This is a genomic window from Yersinia antarctica (genome assembly GCF_056636475.1).
In genome coordinates this window covers 3,417,706-3,436,299 of record NZ_JBSJQF010000001.1, presented here as the reverse complement: position 1 = coordinate 3,436,299, position 18,594 = coordinate 3,417,706, and the positions used below count along the sequence as shown (strand labels likewise).

Sequence of the window (18,594 nt, the reverse complement as noted above, 5' to 3'; positions counted from 1 at the left end):
ATTAACCCGAACCCCCGCATGCCGGGGGTTTTTTATCTTTGATGGTGAGCCATGGAATCGATAATTCAGCAAATTAATCAACTAAGAACCTCATTGCGCCATCACGAACATCTTTATCATGTGTTGGATGCCCCTGAGATCCCTGATGCTGAATATGACCGTTTGATGCAGCAATTACGTTCCCTGGAAGCACAACATCCTGAATTGATTACTCATGATTCACCGACACAGCGGGTTGGTGCCGCGCCGCTTGATGCATTTGAACAGGTTAGACACGAAGTGCCGATGTTATCTCTTGATAACGTTTTCGATGAAGAGAGCTACCTGGCTTTTGACAAACGGGTGCATGACCGGCTGAAAACCGCTGAACCGTTGACCTTCTGCTGTGAGCTGAAGCTCGATGGCCTGGCGGTCAGCCTATTGTATGAGAATGGTGAGTTAGTTAGAGCTGCTACCCGTGGTGACGGTACCACGGGTGAAAATATTACCGCGAATGTGCGTACCATCCGTGCCATTCCACTGCGCCTGCATGGGGAGAATATCCCACAGCGGGTGGAAGTTCGCGGTGAAGTCTTTATGCCACAAGCGGGTTTTGAGCAACTTAACGAAGAGGCGCGTCGCAAAGGCGGTAAAATTTTTGCCAATCCACGCAATGCTGCTGCCGGATCGTTACGTCAGCTCGACCCCCGCATCACCGCCAAACGGCCATTAATGTTCTTCTGTTATGGTGTGGGTTTACTCGATGGCGGTGAGCTTGCGCGCAGTCATATTCAGCGCCTGATGCAATTTAAAGCCTGGGGTCTGCCGGTCAGTAATCGAGTGAAGTTATGCACCGGTAGTGATGAGGTCATTGCCTTCTATCGTCAGGTAGAACAGGACCGTGCCAGTTTGGGGTTTGATATTGATGGCGTGGTTATCAAGGTTGATTCACTCGACTTGCAAGAAAGATTGGGGTTTGTAGCACGCGCGCCCCGTTGGGCTACAGCGTTTAAATTTCAGGCGCAGGAACAGATAACTCAAGTTCGCGACGTGGAGTTTCAGGTGGGGCGCACCGGTGCTATCACCCCGGTCGCACGTCTGGAACCAGTGCAGGTAGCTGGCGTGGTTGTCAGTAATGCGACACTGCATAACGCCGATGAAATTGAGCGTCTTGGTATACGCATTGGTGATACCGTTATTATTCGCCGCGCTGGAGATGTGATCCCGCAAGTGGTTGGTGTGGTGATGGAACAACGCCCGCAGGATGCCAAAGAGATAGTTTTCCCGGAGCACTGCCCGGTATGTGGTTCTGATATCGAGCGGGTAGAAGGCGAGGCGGTTGCCCGCTGCACCGGTGGTCTGTTCTGCGCAGCGCAGCGTAAAGAGGCGTTGAAGCACTTTGTCTCGCGCCGGGCGTTGGATGTGGACGGGATGGGTGACAAGATTATCGAGCAACTGGTAGAGAAACAGTATGTCGAGAACCCGGCTGATCTATTTGAGCTGACCGCAGGCAAGCTGACTGGTTTAGATCGGATGGGGCCAAAATCGGCGCAAAATCTGATTGCGGCGCTAGAAAAGGCGAAGCAAACGACGTTTGCCCGCTTCCTGTATGCTTTGGGTATTCGTGAGGTAGGGGAGGCGACAGCGGCTAATTTAGCGGCTCATTTTCGCACTCTGACTAATTTGCGCGCGGCAGATATCGATGCATTAAAAAGTGTGCCAGATGTCGGGGAAGTGGTGGCCAGGCATGTGCGGAATTTCCTCAGCGAAGAACATAATCAGAAAGTGATCGCGGCGCTGGAGAAAGTAATCAGTTGGCCGGAACCTCAGCAAATTATTGCCGAAGAGATTGATAGCCCCTTTGCTGGGAAAACAGTGGTGTTGACGGGTTCACTGACCATTCTCTCACGGGACGAAGCGAAAGATCGTCTGGCTGCTTTAGGTGCCAAAGTGAGTGGCAGTGTTTCCAAAAAAACGGATCTGGTTATTGCTGGTGAGGCGGCTGGCTCAAAACTGGCGAAAGCGCAGGAGCTTGGGATTACAGTCATTGATGAAGCGGAAATGATTCGTCTGCTGGGTGAATAGTGGTAACGCCAGAGGGCTGTATGGAAAAAGAGAATTTGATTGAGATTGCCAATACCCGGATGCCGTTTGGTAAATACCAAGGGCGGGTATTAATCGACTTACCTGAAGAGTACCTGCTCTGGTTCGCCCGCAAAGGGGAATTCCCACCAGGCAAGTTAGGTATGTTGATGGAGCTGACGCTGACCATTAAAATCGAGGGATTGGATGGTTTGGTAAAACCCCTCAAGCGTGGTTGATTTTACTTTCTAAAACAGGGCGATAGCCGTTATGTTGCCATCGCCTTATCACTGTTTAACCGAATATCAATGTTATTAAATATAAACGTCAATCTGGTTCTGTGCGGAAGGGCGGTTTACTCCATCACCGGCGGGCGCAGTTGCCGCATTGTTGTCACCTTCTTTGGTTTTATCCGCTTCCTTGGCCTGAATACGGGCAAGCTCAGCTTGCAGCGCTGCAATTTGACTCTGAATCTGTTGCTGCTGCTTTTGTAATTCATCTGCAGTCAAACCGGAATCTTTTAAGGTACTTAATTTTTCGGTCAGTTTTTGGATCTGCTGATTAATGGATTTAATTTGTGCCGCCGCACTGCTGTCAGAAGAGCTACTGCTGCTCACTGACACGGATGCTGCAGAGATAGTATTCGACATCATTATTCCTTAGTAAAACCTGGATGGAGTAATGCTTATCGACGGGAGGATATTAACCTTTAACTTTTGAGGGCTGCTTTACACAATCTTATCACTTGCTTATCACTTGGTTGTTTTTTTAAACGCCACCACACGGTTCTGAAACGTTAAATTACCAAACGTAGTTCAGGCCAATGTTGCAGCCAACCTTTGCTATTTACCCGTTGGTAGTAGGTATCGACCTCACCGTTTTTCGGGTTCAAGGTGATCGTTCGGGTAAACAGTGCGCCCAAACCCAGTGGAGCCACCAGCTCAATATCGCCGCTCGCATTGAGCCTGGCACCGATTGCTGTTTCTACTTCAACCCAGTAGCTAATAGCATCGTCGGTACTGGTATAAGGTTGGCGACCCCTATACAGGTGCATTCTGGCTTGATTTTTTACTGACCAGGGGAAGGAGAGATGCTGAGCCGCACTCTTTTGCTGTAGCTGCGCTTCTCGCTGTAAGTCATGCTGCTCGTGGGCATGTTGCTTATCGAAATAGACTAAATCGATATCATTGAGCGCGGTCGCTAACGGGTACCCGTGCAATTGATCCCACACCAGATTACGCACAAATCCTGCCGCCAGACACCACTGCTTTAACCCGAGCTCTCGGGCAATCGACAAAGCCTGCATACGATGAGGGTCAGCCTGTAGCCATTGAATGATTTGTTGCTGCTGATTCATGCCTATTTCCACCGTAATCAATACCTTTGATTAGTTCGCAGGATAACAGAGATAAATGACAAAGAGTGAGGGAGGCTTGCGCGAGAAAGCAAAAAACCGGCCATAAGCCGGTTTTTTAAAGAGTGGTGGAGCTAGACGGGATCGAACCGTCGACCTCTTGCATGCCATGCAAGCGCTCTCCCAGCTGAGCTATAGCCCCACAAATGTGGTTGTTCGTACTGACTTATCTATGATGCCACCCTTTTCTGGCCTGATGATGCAATCAAACAAGAAAATTTGGTGGAGCTAGACGGGATCGAACCGTCGACCTCTTGCATGCCATGCAAGCGCTCTCCCAGCTGAGCTATAGCCCCAATGTGCACATAATAAATCGTGTGAACGGGGCGCATGATATGAAACCACTGAAACAGTGTCAACGGCTAATTCGATTTCTCGCGTTAAGCGCTGAAAAAGCCGCCAAATCAGCGGGTAAATAGCATTAAATATTAAATGTCGCTCACACTATCTAACGAGTAATAATAAAAAGGCGGCCTGAATAGCCGCCTGATTGAACGCGCAATAACCGTATTATTGTTGTGCTTCGCGCTCGCTGATAGAGGCTAATGCTTTATCAATACGTGCCAGTGAGCGTGCCTGACCGATAGCATGGACAGTGACATCCATTCCTGGCGATTGACCCGCACCAGTGACTGCGACACGCAGCGGCATCCCCACTTTACCCATACCTACACCTAACTCATCAGCCGTGCCCTGAATCGCGTTGTGAACGTTTTCAGTGGTCCAGGCGGTGATGGCGGCGAGTTTGGCTTTAACTGCTTCAAGTGGCTGGCGGGCCACTGGGCGCAAATGTTTTTTAGCCGCATCAGCATCGAACTCGTCAAATTCTTCGTAAAAGTAACGGCAGGACTCGGCCATCTCTTTCAGCGTTTTGCAGCGCTCACCTAGCAGTTTTACGATTTCAACTAACTCAGGGCCATTACGGGTATCAAGCCCCAGTTGTTCAACATGCCATGACAGGTGAACAGCAACATGCTCTGGTGGCAGGCTATTGATATAGTGATGATTCAACCACTGTAATTTTTCAGTATTGAATGCACTGGCTGACTTACTGACTGCATCGAGGGTAAACAGCTCGGTCATCTCGGCCACAGAGAAAATCTCCTGATCACCATGAGACCAACCCAAACGCACCAAATAGTTCAGTAGTGCCTCTGGCAGATAGCCGTCATCGCGGTATTGCATAACACCAACAGCCCCGTGGCGTTTCGACAGTTTTTTACCGTCATCACCCAGAATCATTGATACATGAGCATACTCAGGCACTGGCGCGCCTAATGCTTTCAGAATATTAATCTGGCGCGGTGTATTGTTGATATGGTCTTCACCACGGATAACATGGGTGATTTCCATATCCCAGTCATCGATGACGACACAGAAGTTATAGGTTGGTGAACCATCGGTACGGCGGATGATTAAATCATCCAGTTCCTGATTGCTGAATTCAATAGGGCCACGGATTTTGTCGTCGAAAATGACTGAACCTTCCTGCGGGTTGCGAAAACGTACCACTGATGGCTCATCAGCGCCATGAGTGCACTGGCTATCGCGGCAACGACCATCGTAGCGAGGTTTCTCGCCATTGGCCATTTGGGTTTCACGTAACTCTTCCAGGCGCTCTTTAGAACAATAGCAGCGATAAGCGGTGCCCTTTTCCAACATTTGGTCAATCACCGCATTGTAGCGATCGAACCGTTTGGTTTGAAAATACGGGCCTTCATCCCAATCCAGATTCAACCAGTTCATACCGTCCATAATAGCGTCGATAGCTTCCTGAGTTGAGCGCTCAAGATCGGTATCTTCAATGCGCAGAACAAATTCACCACCTAAATGACGGGTGAACAGCCAGGAATACAATGCGGTGCGTGCGCCACCTACATGGAGATAGCCGGTAGGACTGGGTGCAAAACGGGTTTTGATCTTCATTGGAATCGATGCCTTATTACGCTACGCCGGTCAGCAAAAGCTGACAGTTGCTCGAAATTTGAAAAAGTAGGCGACATTCTACCACCCTGTAGTAATTCCTCAACGATGTTACCGGTATGCAATTGATGATATCCCTGTCATCTTTCAAATTGCAGGTGTGTTGGCCGCACTCACTCACCCGAATCACATCCTTGGGTAAGCTCATCGGGTTCATTTGTTTGCCGCCGTCCTGCACCTTGAAATATTTTGGGGATCATTTAATAAAGGTTCATAGCGGCGATAAATATCGCATCCTGTTTAAATTTGCGGCGAACGATTGTTTTCGTTTTAAAAACCGTTGACTCACTTCGAACTATCCCTATAATGCGACTCCAACAACACGGCGGGGCGATTAGCTCAGTTGGTAGAGCATCTCCTTTACACGGAGGGGGTCATCAGTTCGAATCTGGTATCGCCCACCAAACTCGACGTGTTATGCAATAAATGAGATAGATGAGGGCGATTAGCTCAGTTGGTAGAGCATCTCCTTTACACGGAGGGGGTCATCAGTTCGAATCTGGTATCGCCCACCACTCATCACTCATTGTTAAAAGTATTAAGATTCAAGGTAGTAGAAGTGGGCGATTAGCTCAGTTGGTAGAGCATCTCCTTTACACGGAGGGGGTCATCAGTTCGAATCTGGTATCGCCCACCACTTCTTTTACTTCGTATTACCATATAATGGGTCGTTAGCTCAGTTGGTAGAATAGTTACTTTTAATCAATTGGTTAAAGGTTCGAGCCGAGCGAAGCGAAACAGCAACGCGTAAGCGTTGACCCGAAGGGCGAATCCGCAGGATGAGTAATCCCGCATGACTCGTGTTAAAAATGTCGAATAAATCTATATAATGGGTCGTTAGCTCAGTTGGTAGAGCAGTTGACTTTTAATCAATTGGTCGCAGGTTCGAATCCCGCACGACCCACCATTATATCAAGTACCGTATTAACTCCCCCAGATCTAAAAACTCAAAAACTACACGAAATCGTGTGAGTGAGACCCTGCGTTCAGGTTCGAGCCGAGCGAAGCGAGACAGCAACGCGGGAGCGTTGACCCGAAGGGCGAGGTCAGAGACCGAGTAATCCCGCACGACCCACCATTATATCAAGTACCGTATTAACTCCCCCAGATCTAAAAACTCAAAAACTACACGAAATCGTGTGGGTGAGACCCTGCGTTCAGGTTCGAGCCGAGCGAAGCGAGACAGCAACGCGCGAGCGTTGACCCGAAGGGCGAGGTCAGAGACCGAGTAATCCCGCACGACCCACCATTATATCAAGTACCGTATTAACTCCCCCAGATCTAAAAACTCAAAAACTACACGAAATCGTGTGGGTGAGACCCTGCGTTCAGGTTCGAGCCGAGCGAAGCGAGACAGCAACGCGCGAGCGTTGACCCGAAGGGCGAGGTCAGAGACCGAGTAATCCCGCACGACCCACCATTATATCAAGTACCGTATTAACTTCCCCAGATCTAAAAAATCAAAAACTACACGAAATAGTGTGGGTGAGACCCTGCGTTCAGGTTCGAGCCGAGCGAAGCGAGACAGCAACGCGCGAGCGTTGACCCGAAGGGCGAGGTCAGAGACCGAGTAATCCCGCACGACCCACCATTATATTTACTACCTGACTTAGAACGTCATCTATTGCTTATTAACGGGCATATCACATCAGTCGCGGCATTAAACTTACCCACTAAAGTTGTCCAGCCTTTGATTACTCAAAGAGTCATCATCCGTGTAAATAGTCCGGGTATGAATCGCAGGTATAAAAAAAGGCGCCGTAGCGCCTCTTTAGAGATTTTTTTCTGATACTTAGAGTACCAGGCCCGCAATAGAGGCGGACAGCACACTGACCAGCGTAGAGCCGTATAACAGCTTCAAGCCAAAGCGTGAAACCACATTCCCTTGGTGCTCATTCAAACCTTTAATCGCACCGGCTACGATACCAATAGAGGAGAAGTTAGCGAATGAAACCAGGAACACTGACAGAATACCCACGCTGCGTGGCGACAGTTCTGATGCCACTTTCTGCAAGTCCATCATTGCCACGAATTCGTTAGATACCAGTTTGGTTGCCATGATGCCACCAACTTGTAAGGCTTCATGAGTCGGTACGCCCATCACCCAGGCAAACGGGAAGAAGACATAGCCCAAGATACCCTGGAAGCTGATACCGAACAGCAAGCTAAATAAGGCATTCATCGCAGAAATTAACGCGATAAAACCAATCAGCATGGCTGCAACGATGATAGCAACTTTGAAACCGGCCAGAATGTACTCACCCAGCATTTCAAAGAAGCTTTGGCCTTCGTGCAAGTTGCTTAGTTGCAACTCTTCCTCGCCCTCAGCTTTATACGGGTTGATCAATGACAACACGATAAAGGTACTGAACATGTTAAGTACCAGAGCCGCAACCACAAACTTCGCGTCCAGCATTGACATATATGCACCCACGATTGACATAGAAACTGTCGACATCGCGGTTGCTGCCATGGTGTACATGCGTTTTTCAGACATTTTGCCCAAAATGTCTTTATAGGCGATGAAGTTTTCAGATTGACCCAGAATCAGTGAGCTGACGGCGTTGAATGATTCCAGCTTACCCATGCCGTTAACTTTAGACAGCAAAGTACCAATGATACGAATAACGACGGGGAGAACTTTGATATATTGCAGAATACCAATCAGAGCAGAAATAAAGACGATAGGGCACAGCACTCTCAGGAAGAAGAACGCCAAACCTTTATCACCCATATTGCCAAAGACAAAGTCGGTACCGTTGGCGGCAAATCCAAGCAACTTGTCGAATAAACCGGCGAATCCTTTCACAAAACCCAATCCAGCTTCCGAATGGAGGAAGAAGTACGCCAACAACACTTCAATTACCAGCAATTGAATAACAAACCGAATGCGGATGCTTTTACGATCCTTACAGATCGCCAGAGCTAATATGGCCACCACGACTAAGGCCAACGCAAACTGCAGAATATGGGACATGTGTGCTCCAAATTTGAGGCAGGCTAGATTTCGGTGGACATTTTATGTAACGGCTACATTAAAAACGAGATGTAGGCAGCAAATATAGAAATTCACTTGCACTAATGCAAACGAATTAGTGGAGTGGATCACAAAAAATAGGATGTTAATAATTTGCTACGGAAGTAGTTTAAATATGCTAGGTTGAACAATTGTAGTCATTCGTTACGAAAAGGGCGATGGAACATTTAAGCCAACTTTTCAGAAAGCTACCACGGGTGATTGCTACACGGCTGATTATACGGTGTTAGCTATCAGAGAGATAAGTTCTACCACGCCAAGTGCGCTTGATAATTATTATCATTTAGATATTATTATTGATAAGAAAGTAGACGTAAGTTTTCAAGGGTAATACTGAATGCTGAATAGCCGTGCTGTCGATACATCCCGCCGTACATCAAGGAGGATAAAACTCTCCCTGATGGGGCCTGCTTTTATCGCGGCCATCGGTTATATCGACCCCGGTAACTTCGCAACCAATATTCAGGCGGGGGCCTCTTTCGGTTATACCTTATTGTGGGTGGTGGTTTGGGCCAACATCATGGCTATGTTGATCCAATTACTGTCCGCTAAACTCGGTATTGCCACTGGTAAAAATCTGGCTGAGCATATCCGTGATCGTTTTCCACGGCCTGCGGTATGGGCCTACTGGGTACAAGCCGAAATCATCGCCATGGCCACGGATCTGGCCGAGTTTATTGGGGCGGCAATCGGGTTTAAATTACTGCTAGGTGTGACCCTGCTTGAAGGTGCTGTCCTGACCGGCATTGCCACTTTCCTGATTCTTATGCTGCAAAAGCGTGGGCAAAAACCTCTCGAACTGGTTATCGGTGGGTTGCTGTTATTTGTAGCGGCGGCTTATATTGTCGAACTTATTTTCTCCCGACCAGAACTGGCGGCGTTGGGTCGCGGTATGTTGGTTCCTGACTTGCCTAACCGTGACGCGGTGTTTCTAGCGGCCGGGGTATTAGGTGCCACTATTATGCCGCATGTTATTTATCTGCATTCATCCTTGACGCAAACGGCGGGAGAAAACTCCAAGGCTTCTCGTTATGCTGCGACTAAATTGGATGTGGCGATTGCCATGACAATTGCCGGTTTTGTGAATCTGGCTATGATGGCAACGGCGGCGGCGGCTTTCCATTTCAATGGTTATGGCAGTATTGCTGAAATCGAGCAAGCGTACCTCACACTACAACCCCTGTTAGGTAATGCCGCAGCCACTATTTTTGGTTTGAGTCTGGTTGCCGCTGGGTTGTCATCGACAGTGGTGGGGACCTTGGCAGGGCAGGTCGTCATGCAAGGCTTTGTCCGGTTTTATATCCCTATCTGGGTGCGACGCTCGGTCACGATGTTGCCTTCCTTTATTGTCATTCTGGCGGGTATGGATGCAACACGGATCTTGGTGATGAGCCAGGTACTGCTGAGTTTTGGTATTGCGTTGGCGTTAGTTCCATTGCTGGTCTTTACTGGCAATAAAGAATTGATGGGAGAGATGGTTAACTCAAAATTGATTCAGATTTTGGGGAAGATGATTGTGTTAGTGGTGGTTGGATTAAATGCTTATCTGTTGATTAGCTTGCTCTAACTTCTTCATACTGGCGGATCGATAGCCAATCATCCGCCAGAAGCTTTTTTAATTAGTCATCATCATGATGGCGGTCATGCCCTTTCCCTCGATGATGTTTCTTGCCGTGGTTGTCATAATGTTTATCGTGTTTCTGATAGCGCCCTTCACGGTAATAATAGTTCTTTTGCCACCAGTCTCTGTTTTGCCAGCGGTGGCCATCCCAGTAATGCCCATGGCGGTTTCGTTCGCCTAAATCCCGCCCCTGATGATCCTGCCACCATCGCTGATCGCGCCAGTCATAACCATCCCAATAATTGCCACGGCGATCTTGCTCACCGATCTGCAATGAAACACTGGGGAGTAGCTCAATACTTTCGGCATTTGCCATAGGAACGAGAGGAAACCAGGCTAATATCGTTACTAATAACAGTGGTCTTAACGCAATAGGTCTAAATATCGTTGGTTTCAAAACATCCACTTTTGACATGATTTATCCTTGCGCAGCTTTATTGGCTATGGCCTATCTTAAACTGCGGTTCGGCAACTGTGATTCAGATAAAACTGTAAAATAAAAAATTGAGATTTATCTGTAATAATGATGGGTTAGGGGCACCGGAGTGCCCCTGTTGGGGACTTTGGAGAGAGCGTTTACACCAGAATATCTTCAATACGTTTGATTTCTTCGGTGCTGAAATCAGTGTTGGCTAGCATACCAACCGCGTCGTCAATCTGGCTGATTTTGCTGGCACCAATCAGTGCTGAAGTCACCCGCCCGCCACGTAATACCCAGGCTAAAGACATCTGTGACAACTTCTGACCGCGTTCGTGGGCCAATGCGTTCAACTGGCGCACCTTGGCCAGTTTTTCTGCGGTAAGCTGCTCGGGATTAAGGAATTTACTGCCACTGGCAGCCCTTGAGTCCTGCGGAATACCCGCCAAATAGCGATCCGTCAATACGCCGCCTGCCAGCGGAGAAAAGGCAATAGATCCTACGCCATACTCATCCAAAGTATCTTGCAGCCCGGTTTCAATCCAGCGTTCGAACATAGAGTATTTAGGCTGATGAATCAGGCAAGGCGTACCGAGATTTGCCAGAATTTCACAGGCCTGACGGGCTTGCGCCGCTGGATAGTTGGACAACCCGATATACAACGCTTTACCTTGGCGCACCAGCAGGTCCAATGCGGCCATGGTTTCTTCCAATGGTGTATTAGGATCCGGGCGATGGTGGTAGAAAATATCTACATAATCTAGCCCCATACGTTGTAGGCTTTGGTTGATACTGGCTACCAGATATTTCTTCGAACCCCAGTCACCATAAGGGCCGGGCCACATGGTGTATCCCGCTTTGGAAGAGATAATCAGTTCATCACGATAGGGGCGCAGGTCTTGTTGCAGGATGCGGCCAAAGTTCAGCTCGGCTGAACCGGGCGGCGGGCCATAGTTATTGGCTAAATCAAAATGGGTGATACCACTATCGAAAGCGCGATGCACTAAATTGCGGCTATTTTCGTACAGCGTGCTGTCACCAAAGTTATGCCACAGGCCAAGAGAAATTGCCGGAAGCATTAATCCACTACGACCACAACGATGATACTTCATCTCTTGATAACGGGAGGAAGCTGCCTGATAGACCATGATGACCCTTATTAACGAGAGTAAACGACAGTTTAGTGTATGCGTTTTCACCGACGACGTAAGCTAACGGGATCACAAGATAAGGCGGAGAAAGGGATGTCAGAAAATAATTACAGTGGTAGCTAATTAGGCATCTGGTTTATCGATACCATTACGACCGGTTAATTGGTCTAACAACCAATAGCCCGCTGGCCCCGGTGGGCTTTTTTTCGACCAAACCGCATCAATAGAGATCATTTTAGGCCAACCAATGGTGGGCAACGCGACCAGTTTTTGACGGCTGTATTGCTCCACCAGCCAGCGTGGCAAAATCGCCCAGCCGAAGCCTTGCTCCGCCATTTCTAACAACATTAAGTAGCTGGGGGCAGACCACATTAGCCCTTGCGACTGGTTGCGCTCAGTACGATTGTAAGTATTGAGGCAAAGTTGCCGGGCGGTAGCCAGTTGTTCGGGGTGAACCTGAGGGAGCTTTGCCAGCGCATGACCCTGCTGCACGAATATAGCCATTTCAGTCTGTGCGGCTAATCGGCTGGCCGCAATATCCGGTGGATAGTACGACTGAACTTCTACTACACCGATATGCGCTCGCCGTAGTTGCAGCAGGTCAATGACGTCGCCCTCTTCGGCAATCAGGCACTCAAATTCGATATCAGGGTAACGCTGCTCAAAGCGACGTAGTAAGTCCTCATGATGTGTTGGTTGATAAGTATCAGAAAGGACAAAAGTCAGTCGGGTTTCAACCTGACCTGCCAGACGTATTGATAGATTATCCAGCCGTTCGCTGGCCGCCAGAATTTCCTGCACATGGGATAGCACCCGGCGACCATGGTCAGTTAATACCGGTTGGCGCGCCTGGCGGTCAAATAAGGTCAAACCCAGATCGGCTTCCAGATTGGCGATGGCGGTGCTGATAGTTGATTGGCTTTTGCGTAGCTTACGGGCTGCCGCGGAGAAGGACCCAAGGGCTGCGGCTTCAACAAATGCAATTAAGGCTTCGGGAGAATAATGCATAAACTATCTATTTTATCGATGGGTTCTATTTTTAATCTATCTTAAAAAACGATGATAATCACCTCTAACAATCTGTCATCAGTTAATTTAAGTAGGTGTTTTATGCAAGTTCATCACCGATCTCTCTTGGAGCGGATTATTCATGCCGTTGGGTTTGAAGTGATTGCCGTTGCCATTTGTGCGCCCGTCGGCGCATGGTTACTGGATCGCTCCATACTGCAAATGGGAACATTGGCCTTGATCCTCTCCTCAGTGGCAATGCTGTGGAATATTGTTTACAACAGTCTGTTCGACCACTTCTGGCCAGTCAGTCGGGTAGCAAAGACTCTGCTCGTGCGGGTACTCCATGCGCTGGGCTTCGAGGGTGGTTTTATCCTGATAGGCTTACCTATCGCGGCTTTCACGTTGGGTGTTTCGCTATTACAGGCATTTATGTTGGAGATCGGTTTCTTCTTGTTCTTCCTGCCTTACACCATATGTTACAACTGGGCCTATGACAGCCTGCGGATGCGGGTTATCCGCTCGCGCCAGCTTGCGACATTGCAGCCGGTTTCTGAGGAAGGGCGCAATTCACGCTAAATATTTACGTCATTTTTCACCTTCAGCAGCGGTATTTTGCTGTTGCTGAAACGTTTTTATGTGATCTTTATCGCAAAGCGAAAGGGTTTAGCGCATTGATATTGTTGTTTCTCCGGCCTGATTTTACAGTGGACATAGTTGAAGTTAAGCATCCCTGTAACGGAGAAGTTTCTGATGACAAGCTATGCCCTGGTGGGTGACGTTGGCGGCACTAATGCCCGTTTGGCGCTTTGCGCTGTGGCGACGGGCGAAATATCACAAGCAAAAACATATTCAGGGTTGGAATTCGACAGTCTGGAAGATGTCATTAAGCAATATCTGTCAGAGCATACAGTCACCGTAAAGGATGCCTGTATCGCTATTGCTTGCCCGATTACCGGGGATTGGGTGGCGATGACCAATCATACTTGGGCATTTTCTATTGCAGCTATGCAGCAAAGCCTGGGGTTGGATCATCTGGAGGTGATCAACGATTTTACGGCAGTATCGATGGCGATTCCGGTGTTGTCCGAACAGGATGTGTTGCAATTTGGTGGCACAACGCCTCAAGCGGGTAAACCAGTGGCAGTTTATGGTGCAGGTACTGGGCTGGGTGTGGCCCATTTAGTTAATGTGGACCGCCGTTGGATTAGCTTACCGGGAGAGGGCGGTCATGTGGACTTCGCCCCGAACAGCGAAGAAGAAGACTCTATTTTGGCGGTATTGCGTCAGGAACTGGGCCATGTCTCTGCCGAGCGAGTACTTTCCGGGCCGGGGTTGGTTAATTTATACCGAGCTATCGTGATTTCTGATGCACGCCTACCGGAACATCTGGCACCGAAAGATATTACTGAACGCGCTCTGGCGGATAGCTGTACTGACTGCCGCCGCGCCTTATCACTGTTTTGTGTGATTATGGGCCGTTTTGGCGGCAATCTGGCATTGAATCTTAGCACTTTTGGCGGCGTTTATATTGCTGGCGGTATCGTGCCACGCTTTATGGATTTCTTTACAGCTTCGGGCTTTCGCAGTGCTTTTGAAGATAAAGGCCGTTTCAAAGATTTCCTGCAAGATATTCCTGTTTATATGATTACCCATCAGCAACCGGGTTTGCTGGGGGCGGGCGCTTACTTGCGTCAGACATTAGGACATGAATTATAAGGTTTTTGTTCGCCATCGCTGAAATATGAAAGCAGAGCCAAGGCTCTGCTTTTTTACATCATTGCTTTAAAACAGCCCCCATACTTTACAAACTCTGGCTGAGTTGTATTAGTTATGGTGGGCCGTGTCACCCTCTATTAGGCATGGCTACGGGCAGTTACGCCCGCTGTTGCTGTTGGTGTACTTTCAGTCTCGGTTGCTGCACCTTTTGGCGGTTTGATTATCAACGTCAGCAGCAAGGAAAGTACTGACAGCACCGCGATAACCATAAAGGTCGCCTGATATCCACCCAGTTGTGCGGCAATAAACGAACCTGCCAGAGCACCCAAACCAAACCCTTGATAGATGACACCGTAGTTTTTACTGTGATTTTTCAGACCGAAGAAGTCGCCGACAATCGCCGGGAACACCGTAATATTGCCGCCGAAGCAGAAGGCTATCGCCCCGACACACAAGAAGAACAGCGCATGAGTCAGTGGAACAAAACTCAACACGGATACCGCTAATGTGGTGACCAGCAAGGTGAAGCTGATTACGCGCAAACGGCCCACTTTGTCTGATAGTGCGCCAAGGATAATGCGCCCGGCGGTATTAAAGATGGCAATGGCTGAAACGGTGTTGGCTGCCGTCACCAAGTCCATTCCTGCCAGTTGTACGCCTAAATCTTTCACGATACCAATCAGATATAAGCCACTCATACATGCGGTGAAGAAGATGATAAATAAGAAGTAAGACTCTTTAACCGCCAGCATCTCTTTGACACTAAAATCACGCCCGGCACGGGCGGTTTGCAGGCTGTTATTGACCTGTGGTGCCACTGCTTTCTCTTGTAGCAGGAAAGAGCCAGCCCCTACTAATACCATCACGATGAGGCCCCAGTAGAAGAATGCCAGCGACACTCCTTGGTTGGCAATCAGACTGGCATTTACATATTTGAACAATAAGCTGCCGGTACCAAATGCCCCCACTGAAATACCGGAAATCAGCCCTTTACGTTCCGGGAACCATTTGATCAGATTCGACAGGGTGGTGATGTAGGCGGTGCCATCGGCGAAACCGACCACGATACCAGCCAATAGATAAATCATTCCTAATGATGTGGCAAAAGAGCTGGCAATCAGGCCCAAACCAAGAATGATACCGGAAAGTAACGTCAGTTTACGGATACCTATGCGCTCTTGCAGGCGGCCAGCAAACAGAGTGGCAATAGCGAGAGAGAAACTGGTAATGGAAAATGTGGTTGCAACTGCCCCTAACGACCAACTGAACTTCTCTCCCAGTGGCTGATTAAATAAGCTCCAGGTATAGATAGTTCCCAACCCCATTTGAACAATGATGGTACCCGCAACAATTAGCCAACGATTTACCGGTTTACTGCTCATGCCGGACTCCTTAAACATCAATGCAATGTGGCCCGAATATGGCTATTGCGAACATAACAATGATTTGCAATCGCGTCGGAAGCCAAAGATTACGCGCTGATGGGGCACCGGAAATCTTGTCTTGAGGTGTTATCAGCCCGCCGAATGAAACCAGTATACGGGCGGGCTAATCACTATAGATCGAAAGGGGAATGAGCTGCATTCCACGCGGAATGAAATGCATTTAAAGACGCATCAGTTGCCTGAATTCTTTTATCTTGCTGCGGCTGACAGGGACTTCAAAGTCCAAATCACTGAGCCGCAGAATATAGGTATTATTAAACCACGGCACAATTTCACGGATTTTGGCTAAATTGACACAATAGGAGCGATGGCAGCGGAAGAAGTACTCCTCCGGTAGGCGGTTGAAAAATTCAGTAATATTCATCGGCATAATGAATTCTTCGCGCCGAGTATAGACCAACGTGACCTTTTCCTGTGCTGCGGCATAATAGATATCATTGATGTCAGTGACGATAATGCGCTCATCTTTCATCAAATTGATGGTATGCGCCGCAGAACGGTGGTTGGTACTGCTGGTCTGTTCTCTATTTTGGTGCTCACGCTTATGCAGCGCTTCGAGTTTTTGCAGCATAGTGACAATACGAGACTCATGATAAGGCTTTAAAATATAGTCAAATGCTTCAATTTCAAAGGCTTCAACGGCATGCTCTTTATAGGCTGTGATAAAGATAATATAAGGCTTATGGGCAAATTTACTGATGTTCTGTGCCAATAACACGCCATCCAATGATGGAATATTGATATCGAGAAAAATAGCATCGACCTGATGGTTTTGCAGGTATTTAAGCACATCCAGCCCATCGTCAAAGGTTGCCTCAATGGTGATGTTGCTGTGCTGGCGAATCAGGTAACTCAACTCTTCTTGAGCCAGAAACTCATCTTCAACAATGATTGCTTTCACGGATTAGACTCCGGCTGGAATATGGGGGTCAGCATGGATTTTGCCGCCATTTTTGCTGATATAAAAAGAGATCTCGGTGCCCGGTTCCATGCGGCGTATCTGTAAACCTTCCCCATACAGTAACTTCACCCGATGATGCACATTGAGTAAACCAATTTTATTGCCCGGCATTTCATTATTCGCCACGCGCTCAATTGTCTCTGGGTTAATACCATTACCGGTGTCTTTTACGGAAATTTTTATTTGGTCGCCACTGTCTTTAACCGCAATGACCACCACACCTTTACCACGACACGGCTGAATGCCATGCACAATGGCATTTTCAACCAAGGGTTGAATTAACAAGCTGGGTATTTTCAGCGCAATATCGTCGTCAATATCATAAATCACAGTTAACTTGCTGCCGAAGCGGGCCTGCTCGATGGCGATATAATCCTGAATTTGATGTAGTTCTTTGCGAATATCAATCTGTTCGTCATTCAGCTCAAGGTTATAACGCAGATAACGGGATAAATTGATGATCAATTGGCGCGCGGTATCTGGATTAATACGAATTGAGGACGAGATAGCATTCAAGGCATTAAATAAGAAGTGCGGGTTAATTTTACTTTGTAGTGCGCGCATTTCCGCTTTATTTGCCATTTCACGCAGTTGTTCTATACGGGAGACTTCAATCTGGGTTGAGATAATTTGTGACAAGCCGACCGCCATCACTTTCAGTGAATAGGTAATTTTATGTGCATGGCAATAGTAGATCTTCAGTGAGCCAGTGACTTCACCTTTTTCCCATAACGGAATAATGATGAGGGAGTGAATTTGTGGCGTGCGATGGACTTCATCATTATTGCGGATAGTAATCTTCCCACACTGAATGCTCTCTTTGGTAATATCACTGATGATCTCATGACCGATATTATAGGCTTCAACGCCCACCCCCACATAAGCCAAAATATGTTGGGTGTCGGTAATGGCGACAGCATCTGCCTTAATATCGGTGCGAATAATCTCACACACACTGCGCAGTGATTCGCCGTTGATATTGCGAAAATAGGGCAGGGTTTTATTGGCGATATCCAGTGCCAGTTTTGCTTGCCGCGCGGCAATAACCTCTTTTTCATCTTCGACACTCTGTACCAGCAGGACAATTAACCCGATACAAACCGCCCCTAAGATCATAGGAATGGCGATTTTAGACACAATATCAATACCTAATGCGGTCGGCCTGGCCCAAATAATCACCAATAGCATGGTGAGTGACTCACAAATCATGCCTGCCAGAATACCGATACTCCATTGCCGCTCTTTCTTTATTTTCAGATTTATATAGCCGGACATCAGGCCGGCTATAATGCTGGTAATCAGACAGGGGATTGATGTAATTCCATCAATATCAATTAAATATCGGTGAGAGCCGGCGATAAGTCCGGTAATGATACCTACCCACGGGCCAAATAAAATACCGCCAGACATGACAGCAATAACCCGAACATTCACTAATGAACCTTCGACGTTAATACCGGAATAAGTACCAAAAATAGCGAACAACGAGAAGATAGCGGTTACCGCTGCCAGTTCCAGTGGTGTGTGCTTCTCTTTTTGCAATAACTGACGAAACAGGTGGGTGCGGGTCAGAAAGAATAAACAAATCAACATTAATGCGGCACGATCAAACACAGCCAGTAGCATTTCAAATATCTGGTGCACACTATTTTCTCTTGGCGACAGCCTTGAATCTTAGTTTGGGACCATCAGATTCGGCGGCGAATAAGCGGCTAACTATAAGGAAAATGACCGGCAACTGCCACTTTATCCGCGTTATCCGGTAAATCGATGCGG

General features: G+C 47.9%; 15 protein-coding genes, 6 tRNA genes and 5 other RNA genes. 14 read left to right on the top strand and 12 right to left on the bottom strand.

What is annotated here, in order from left to right; genetic code table 11:
• Positions 1-51: 51 nt before the first annotated feature.
• Entirely contained in the window at positions 52-2,064 is a 2,013-nt protein-coding gene (ligA, locus tag ACWJJO_RS16005; protein WP_420073423.1) for an NAD-dependent DNA ligase LigA, read from the top strand.
• 20 nt (positions 2,065-2,084) lie between these two features.
• Positions 2,085-2,300, top strand: a complete 216-nt coding sequence (locus tag ACWJJO_RS16000; RefSeq protein WP_005183737.1) for a DUF3820 family protein — start codon at positions 2,085-2,087, stop codon at positions 2,298-2,300.
• 75 nt (positions 2,301-2,375) lie between these two features.
• Here the strand turns inward: ACWJJO_RS16000 and ACWJJO_RS15995 are convergent, their stop codons facing one another.
• The 5 genes from ACWJJO_RS15995 to gltX form a co-directional block, all read right to left on the bottom strand.
• Positions 2,376-2,711 carry a FlxA-like family protein gene (locus ACWJJO_RS15995; RefSeq protein ID WP_083163444.1) on the bottom strand — a complete coding sequence of 112 codons (336 nt, stop codon included), beginning with the start codon at positions 2,709-2,711 and terminating at the stop codon, positions 2,376-2,378.
• Between the two features lie 146 nt (positions 2,712-2,857).
• Complete coding sequence (locus tag ACWJJO_RS15990; RefSeq protein ID WP_083163446.1) at positions 2,858-3,418, bottom strand: nucleotidyltransferase family protein; 561 nt, start codon at positions 3,416-3,418, stop codon at positions 2,858-2,860.
• A 123-nt stretch (positions 3,419-3,541) separates the two neighbouring features.
• A tRNA-Ala gene (locus tag ACWJJO_RS15985) sits at positions 3,542-3,617 on the bottom strand.
• A 78-nt stretch (positions 3,618-3,695) separates the two neighbouring features.
• Positions 3,696-3,771: transfer RNA gene (locus ACWJJO_RS15980), tRNA-Ala, on the bottom strand.
• 214 nt (positions 3,772-3,985) lie between these two features.
• Positions 3,986-5,401 carry a glutamate--tRNA ligase gene (gltX, locus tag ACWJJO_RS15975; protein WP_481091238.1) on the bottom strand — a complete coding sequence of 472 codons (1,416 nt, stop codon included), beginning with the start codon at positions 5,399-5,401 and terminating at the stop codon, positions 3,986-3,988.
• 385 nt (positions 5,402-5,786) lie between these two features.
• On the opposite strand from gltX, the gene ACWJJO_RS15970 reads away from it, so the two are divergent.
• The 9 genes from ACWJJO_RS15970 (at position 5,787) to ACWJJO_RS15930 (ending at position 7,049) form a co-directional block, all read left to right on the top strand.
• Positions 5,787-5,862 (top strand) — tRNA-Val (locus ACWJJO_RS15970).
• Positions 5,863-5,897: 35 nt separating this feature from the next.
• Positions 5,898-5,973 (top strand) — tRNA-Val (locus tag ACWJJO_RS15965).
• Positions 5,974-6,019: 46 nt separating this feature from the next.
• A tRNA-Val gene (locus ACWJJO_RS15960) sits at positions 6,020-6,095 on the top strand.
• 59 nt (positions 6,096-6,154) lie between these two features.
• Positions 6,155-6,246: non-coding RNA, RtT sRNA (locus ACWJJO_RS15955), on the top strand.
• 43 nt (positions 6,247-6,289) lie between these two features.
• Positions 6,290-6,365, top strand: a tRNA-Lys gene (locus tag ACWJJO_RS15950).
• Positions 6,366-6,410: 45 nt separating this feature from the next.
• Positions 6,411-6,536: non-coding RNA, RtT sRNA (locus ACWJJO_RS15945), on the top strand.
• A 45-nt stretch (positions 6,537-6,581) separates the two neighbouring features.
• Positions 6,582-6,707, top strand: a non-coding RNA gene (locus tag ACWJJO_RS15940) — RtT sRNA.
• Positions 6,708-6,752: 45 nt separating this feature from the next.
• A non-coding RNA gene (locus ACWJJO_RS15935) (RtT sRNA) lies at positions 6,753-6,878 on the top strand.
• A 45-nt stretch (positions 6,879-6,923) separates the two neighbouring features.
• A non-coding RNA gene (locus ACWJJO_RS15930) (RtT sRNA) lies at positions 6,924-7,049 on the top strand.
• Between the two features lie 201 nt (positions 7,050-7,250).
• Here the strand turns inward: ACWJJO_RS15930 and ACWJJO_RS15925 are convergent.
• Positions 7,251-8,435 (bottom strand): NupC/NupG family nucleoside CNT transporter, encoded by a 1,185-nt coding sequence (locus ACWJJO_RS15925; RefSeq protein ID WP_481091237.1) that lies wholly within the window; start codon positions 8,433-8,435, stop codon positions 7,251-7,253.
• Positions 8,436-8,832: 397 nt separating this feature from the next.
• On the opposite strand from ACWJJO_RS15925, the gene ACWJJO_RS15920 reads away from it, so the two are divergent.
• Positions 8,833-10,062, top strand: coding sequence for an Nramp family divalent metal transporter (locus tag ACWJJO_RS15920; RefSeq protein ID WP_420073378.1), 1,230 nt, complete (start codon positions 8,833-8,835; stop codon positions 10,060-10,062).
• A 52-nt stretch (positions 10,063-10,114) separates the two neighbouring features.
• On the opposite strand, the gene ACWJJO_RS15915 is transcribed toward ACWJJO_RS15920, so the two are convergent.
• The 3 genes from ACWJJO_RS15915 to ACWJJO_RS15905 form a co-directional block, all read right to left on the bottom strand.
• A complete protein-coding gene (locus ACWJJO_RS15915) occupies positions 10,115-10,531 on the bottom strand; it encodes a DUF2502 domain-containing protein (RefSeq protein ID WP_372569427.1) in 417 nt (138 codons plus the stop codon).
• 161 nt (positions 10,532-10,692) lie between these two features.
• Positions 10,693-11,682 carry an aldo/keto reductase gene (locus tag ACWJJO_RS15910; RefSeq protein ID WP_083163459.1) on the bottom strand — a complete coding sequence of 330 codons (990 nt, stop codon included), beginning with the start codon at positions 11,680-11,682 and terminating at the stop codon, positions 10,693-10,695.
• 126 nt (positions 11,683-11,808) lie between these two features.
• Entirely contained in the window at positions 11,809-12,693 is an 885-nt protein-coding gene (locus tag ACWJJO_RS15905; protein WP_083163462.1) for a LysR family transcriptional regulator, read from the bottom strand.
• A 102-nt stretch (positions 12,694-12,795) separates the two neighbouring features.
• Here ACWJJO_RS15905 and ACWJJO_RS15900 point away from each other — a divergent pair, with 102 nt between their 5' ends.
• Together ACWJJO_RS15900 and glk are read left to right on the top strand one after the other, a co-directional pair.
• Positions 12,796-13,272, top strand: a complete 477-nt coding sequence (locus tag ACWJJO_RS15900) for a multidrug/biocide efflux PACE transporter (RefSeq protein ID WP_481091236.1) — start codon at positions 12,796-12,798, stop codon at positions 13,270-13,272.
• A 174-nt stretch (positions 13,273-13,446) separates the two neighbouring features.
• Complete coding sequence (gene glk / locus ACWJJO_RS15895; protein ID WP_442820633.1) at positions 13,447-14,412, top strand: glucokinase; 966 nt, start codon at positions 13,447-13,449, stop codon at positions 14,410-14,412.
• A gap of 137 nt (positions 14,413-14,549) precedes the next feature.
• Here glk and ACWJJO_RS15890 read toward each other — a convergent pair whose 3' ends face one another.
• From ACWJJO_RS15890 to ACWJJO_RS15880, 3 genes are all read right to left on the bottom strand, one after another.
• Entirely contained in the window at positions 14,550-15,794 is a 1,245-nt protein-coding gene (locus ACWJJO_RS15890; RefSeq protein ID WP_083163469.1) for an L-lactate MFS transporter, read from the bottom strand.
• A 223-nt stretch (positions 15,795-16,017) separates the two neighbouring features.
• Positions 16,018-16,758, bottom strand: a complete 741-nt coding sequence (locus tag ACWJJO_RS15885; RefSeq protein WP_442847654.1) for a LytR/AlgR family response regulator transcription factor — start codon at positions 16,756-16,758, stop codon at positions 16,018-16,020.
• Positions 16,759-16,761: 3 nt separating this feature from the next.
• A complete protein-coding gene (locus ACWJJO_RS15880) occupies positions 16,762-18,462 on the bottom strand; it encodes a sensor histidine kinase (protein ID WP_083163474.1) in 1,701 nt (566 codons plus the stop codon).
• Between the last annotated feature and the right edge of the window lie 132 nt (positions 18,463-18,594).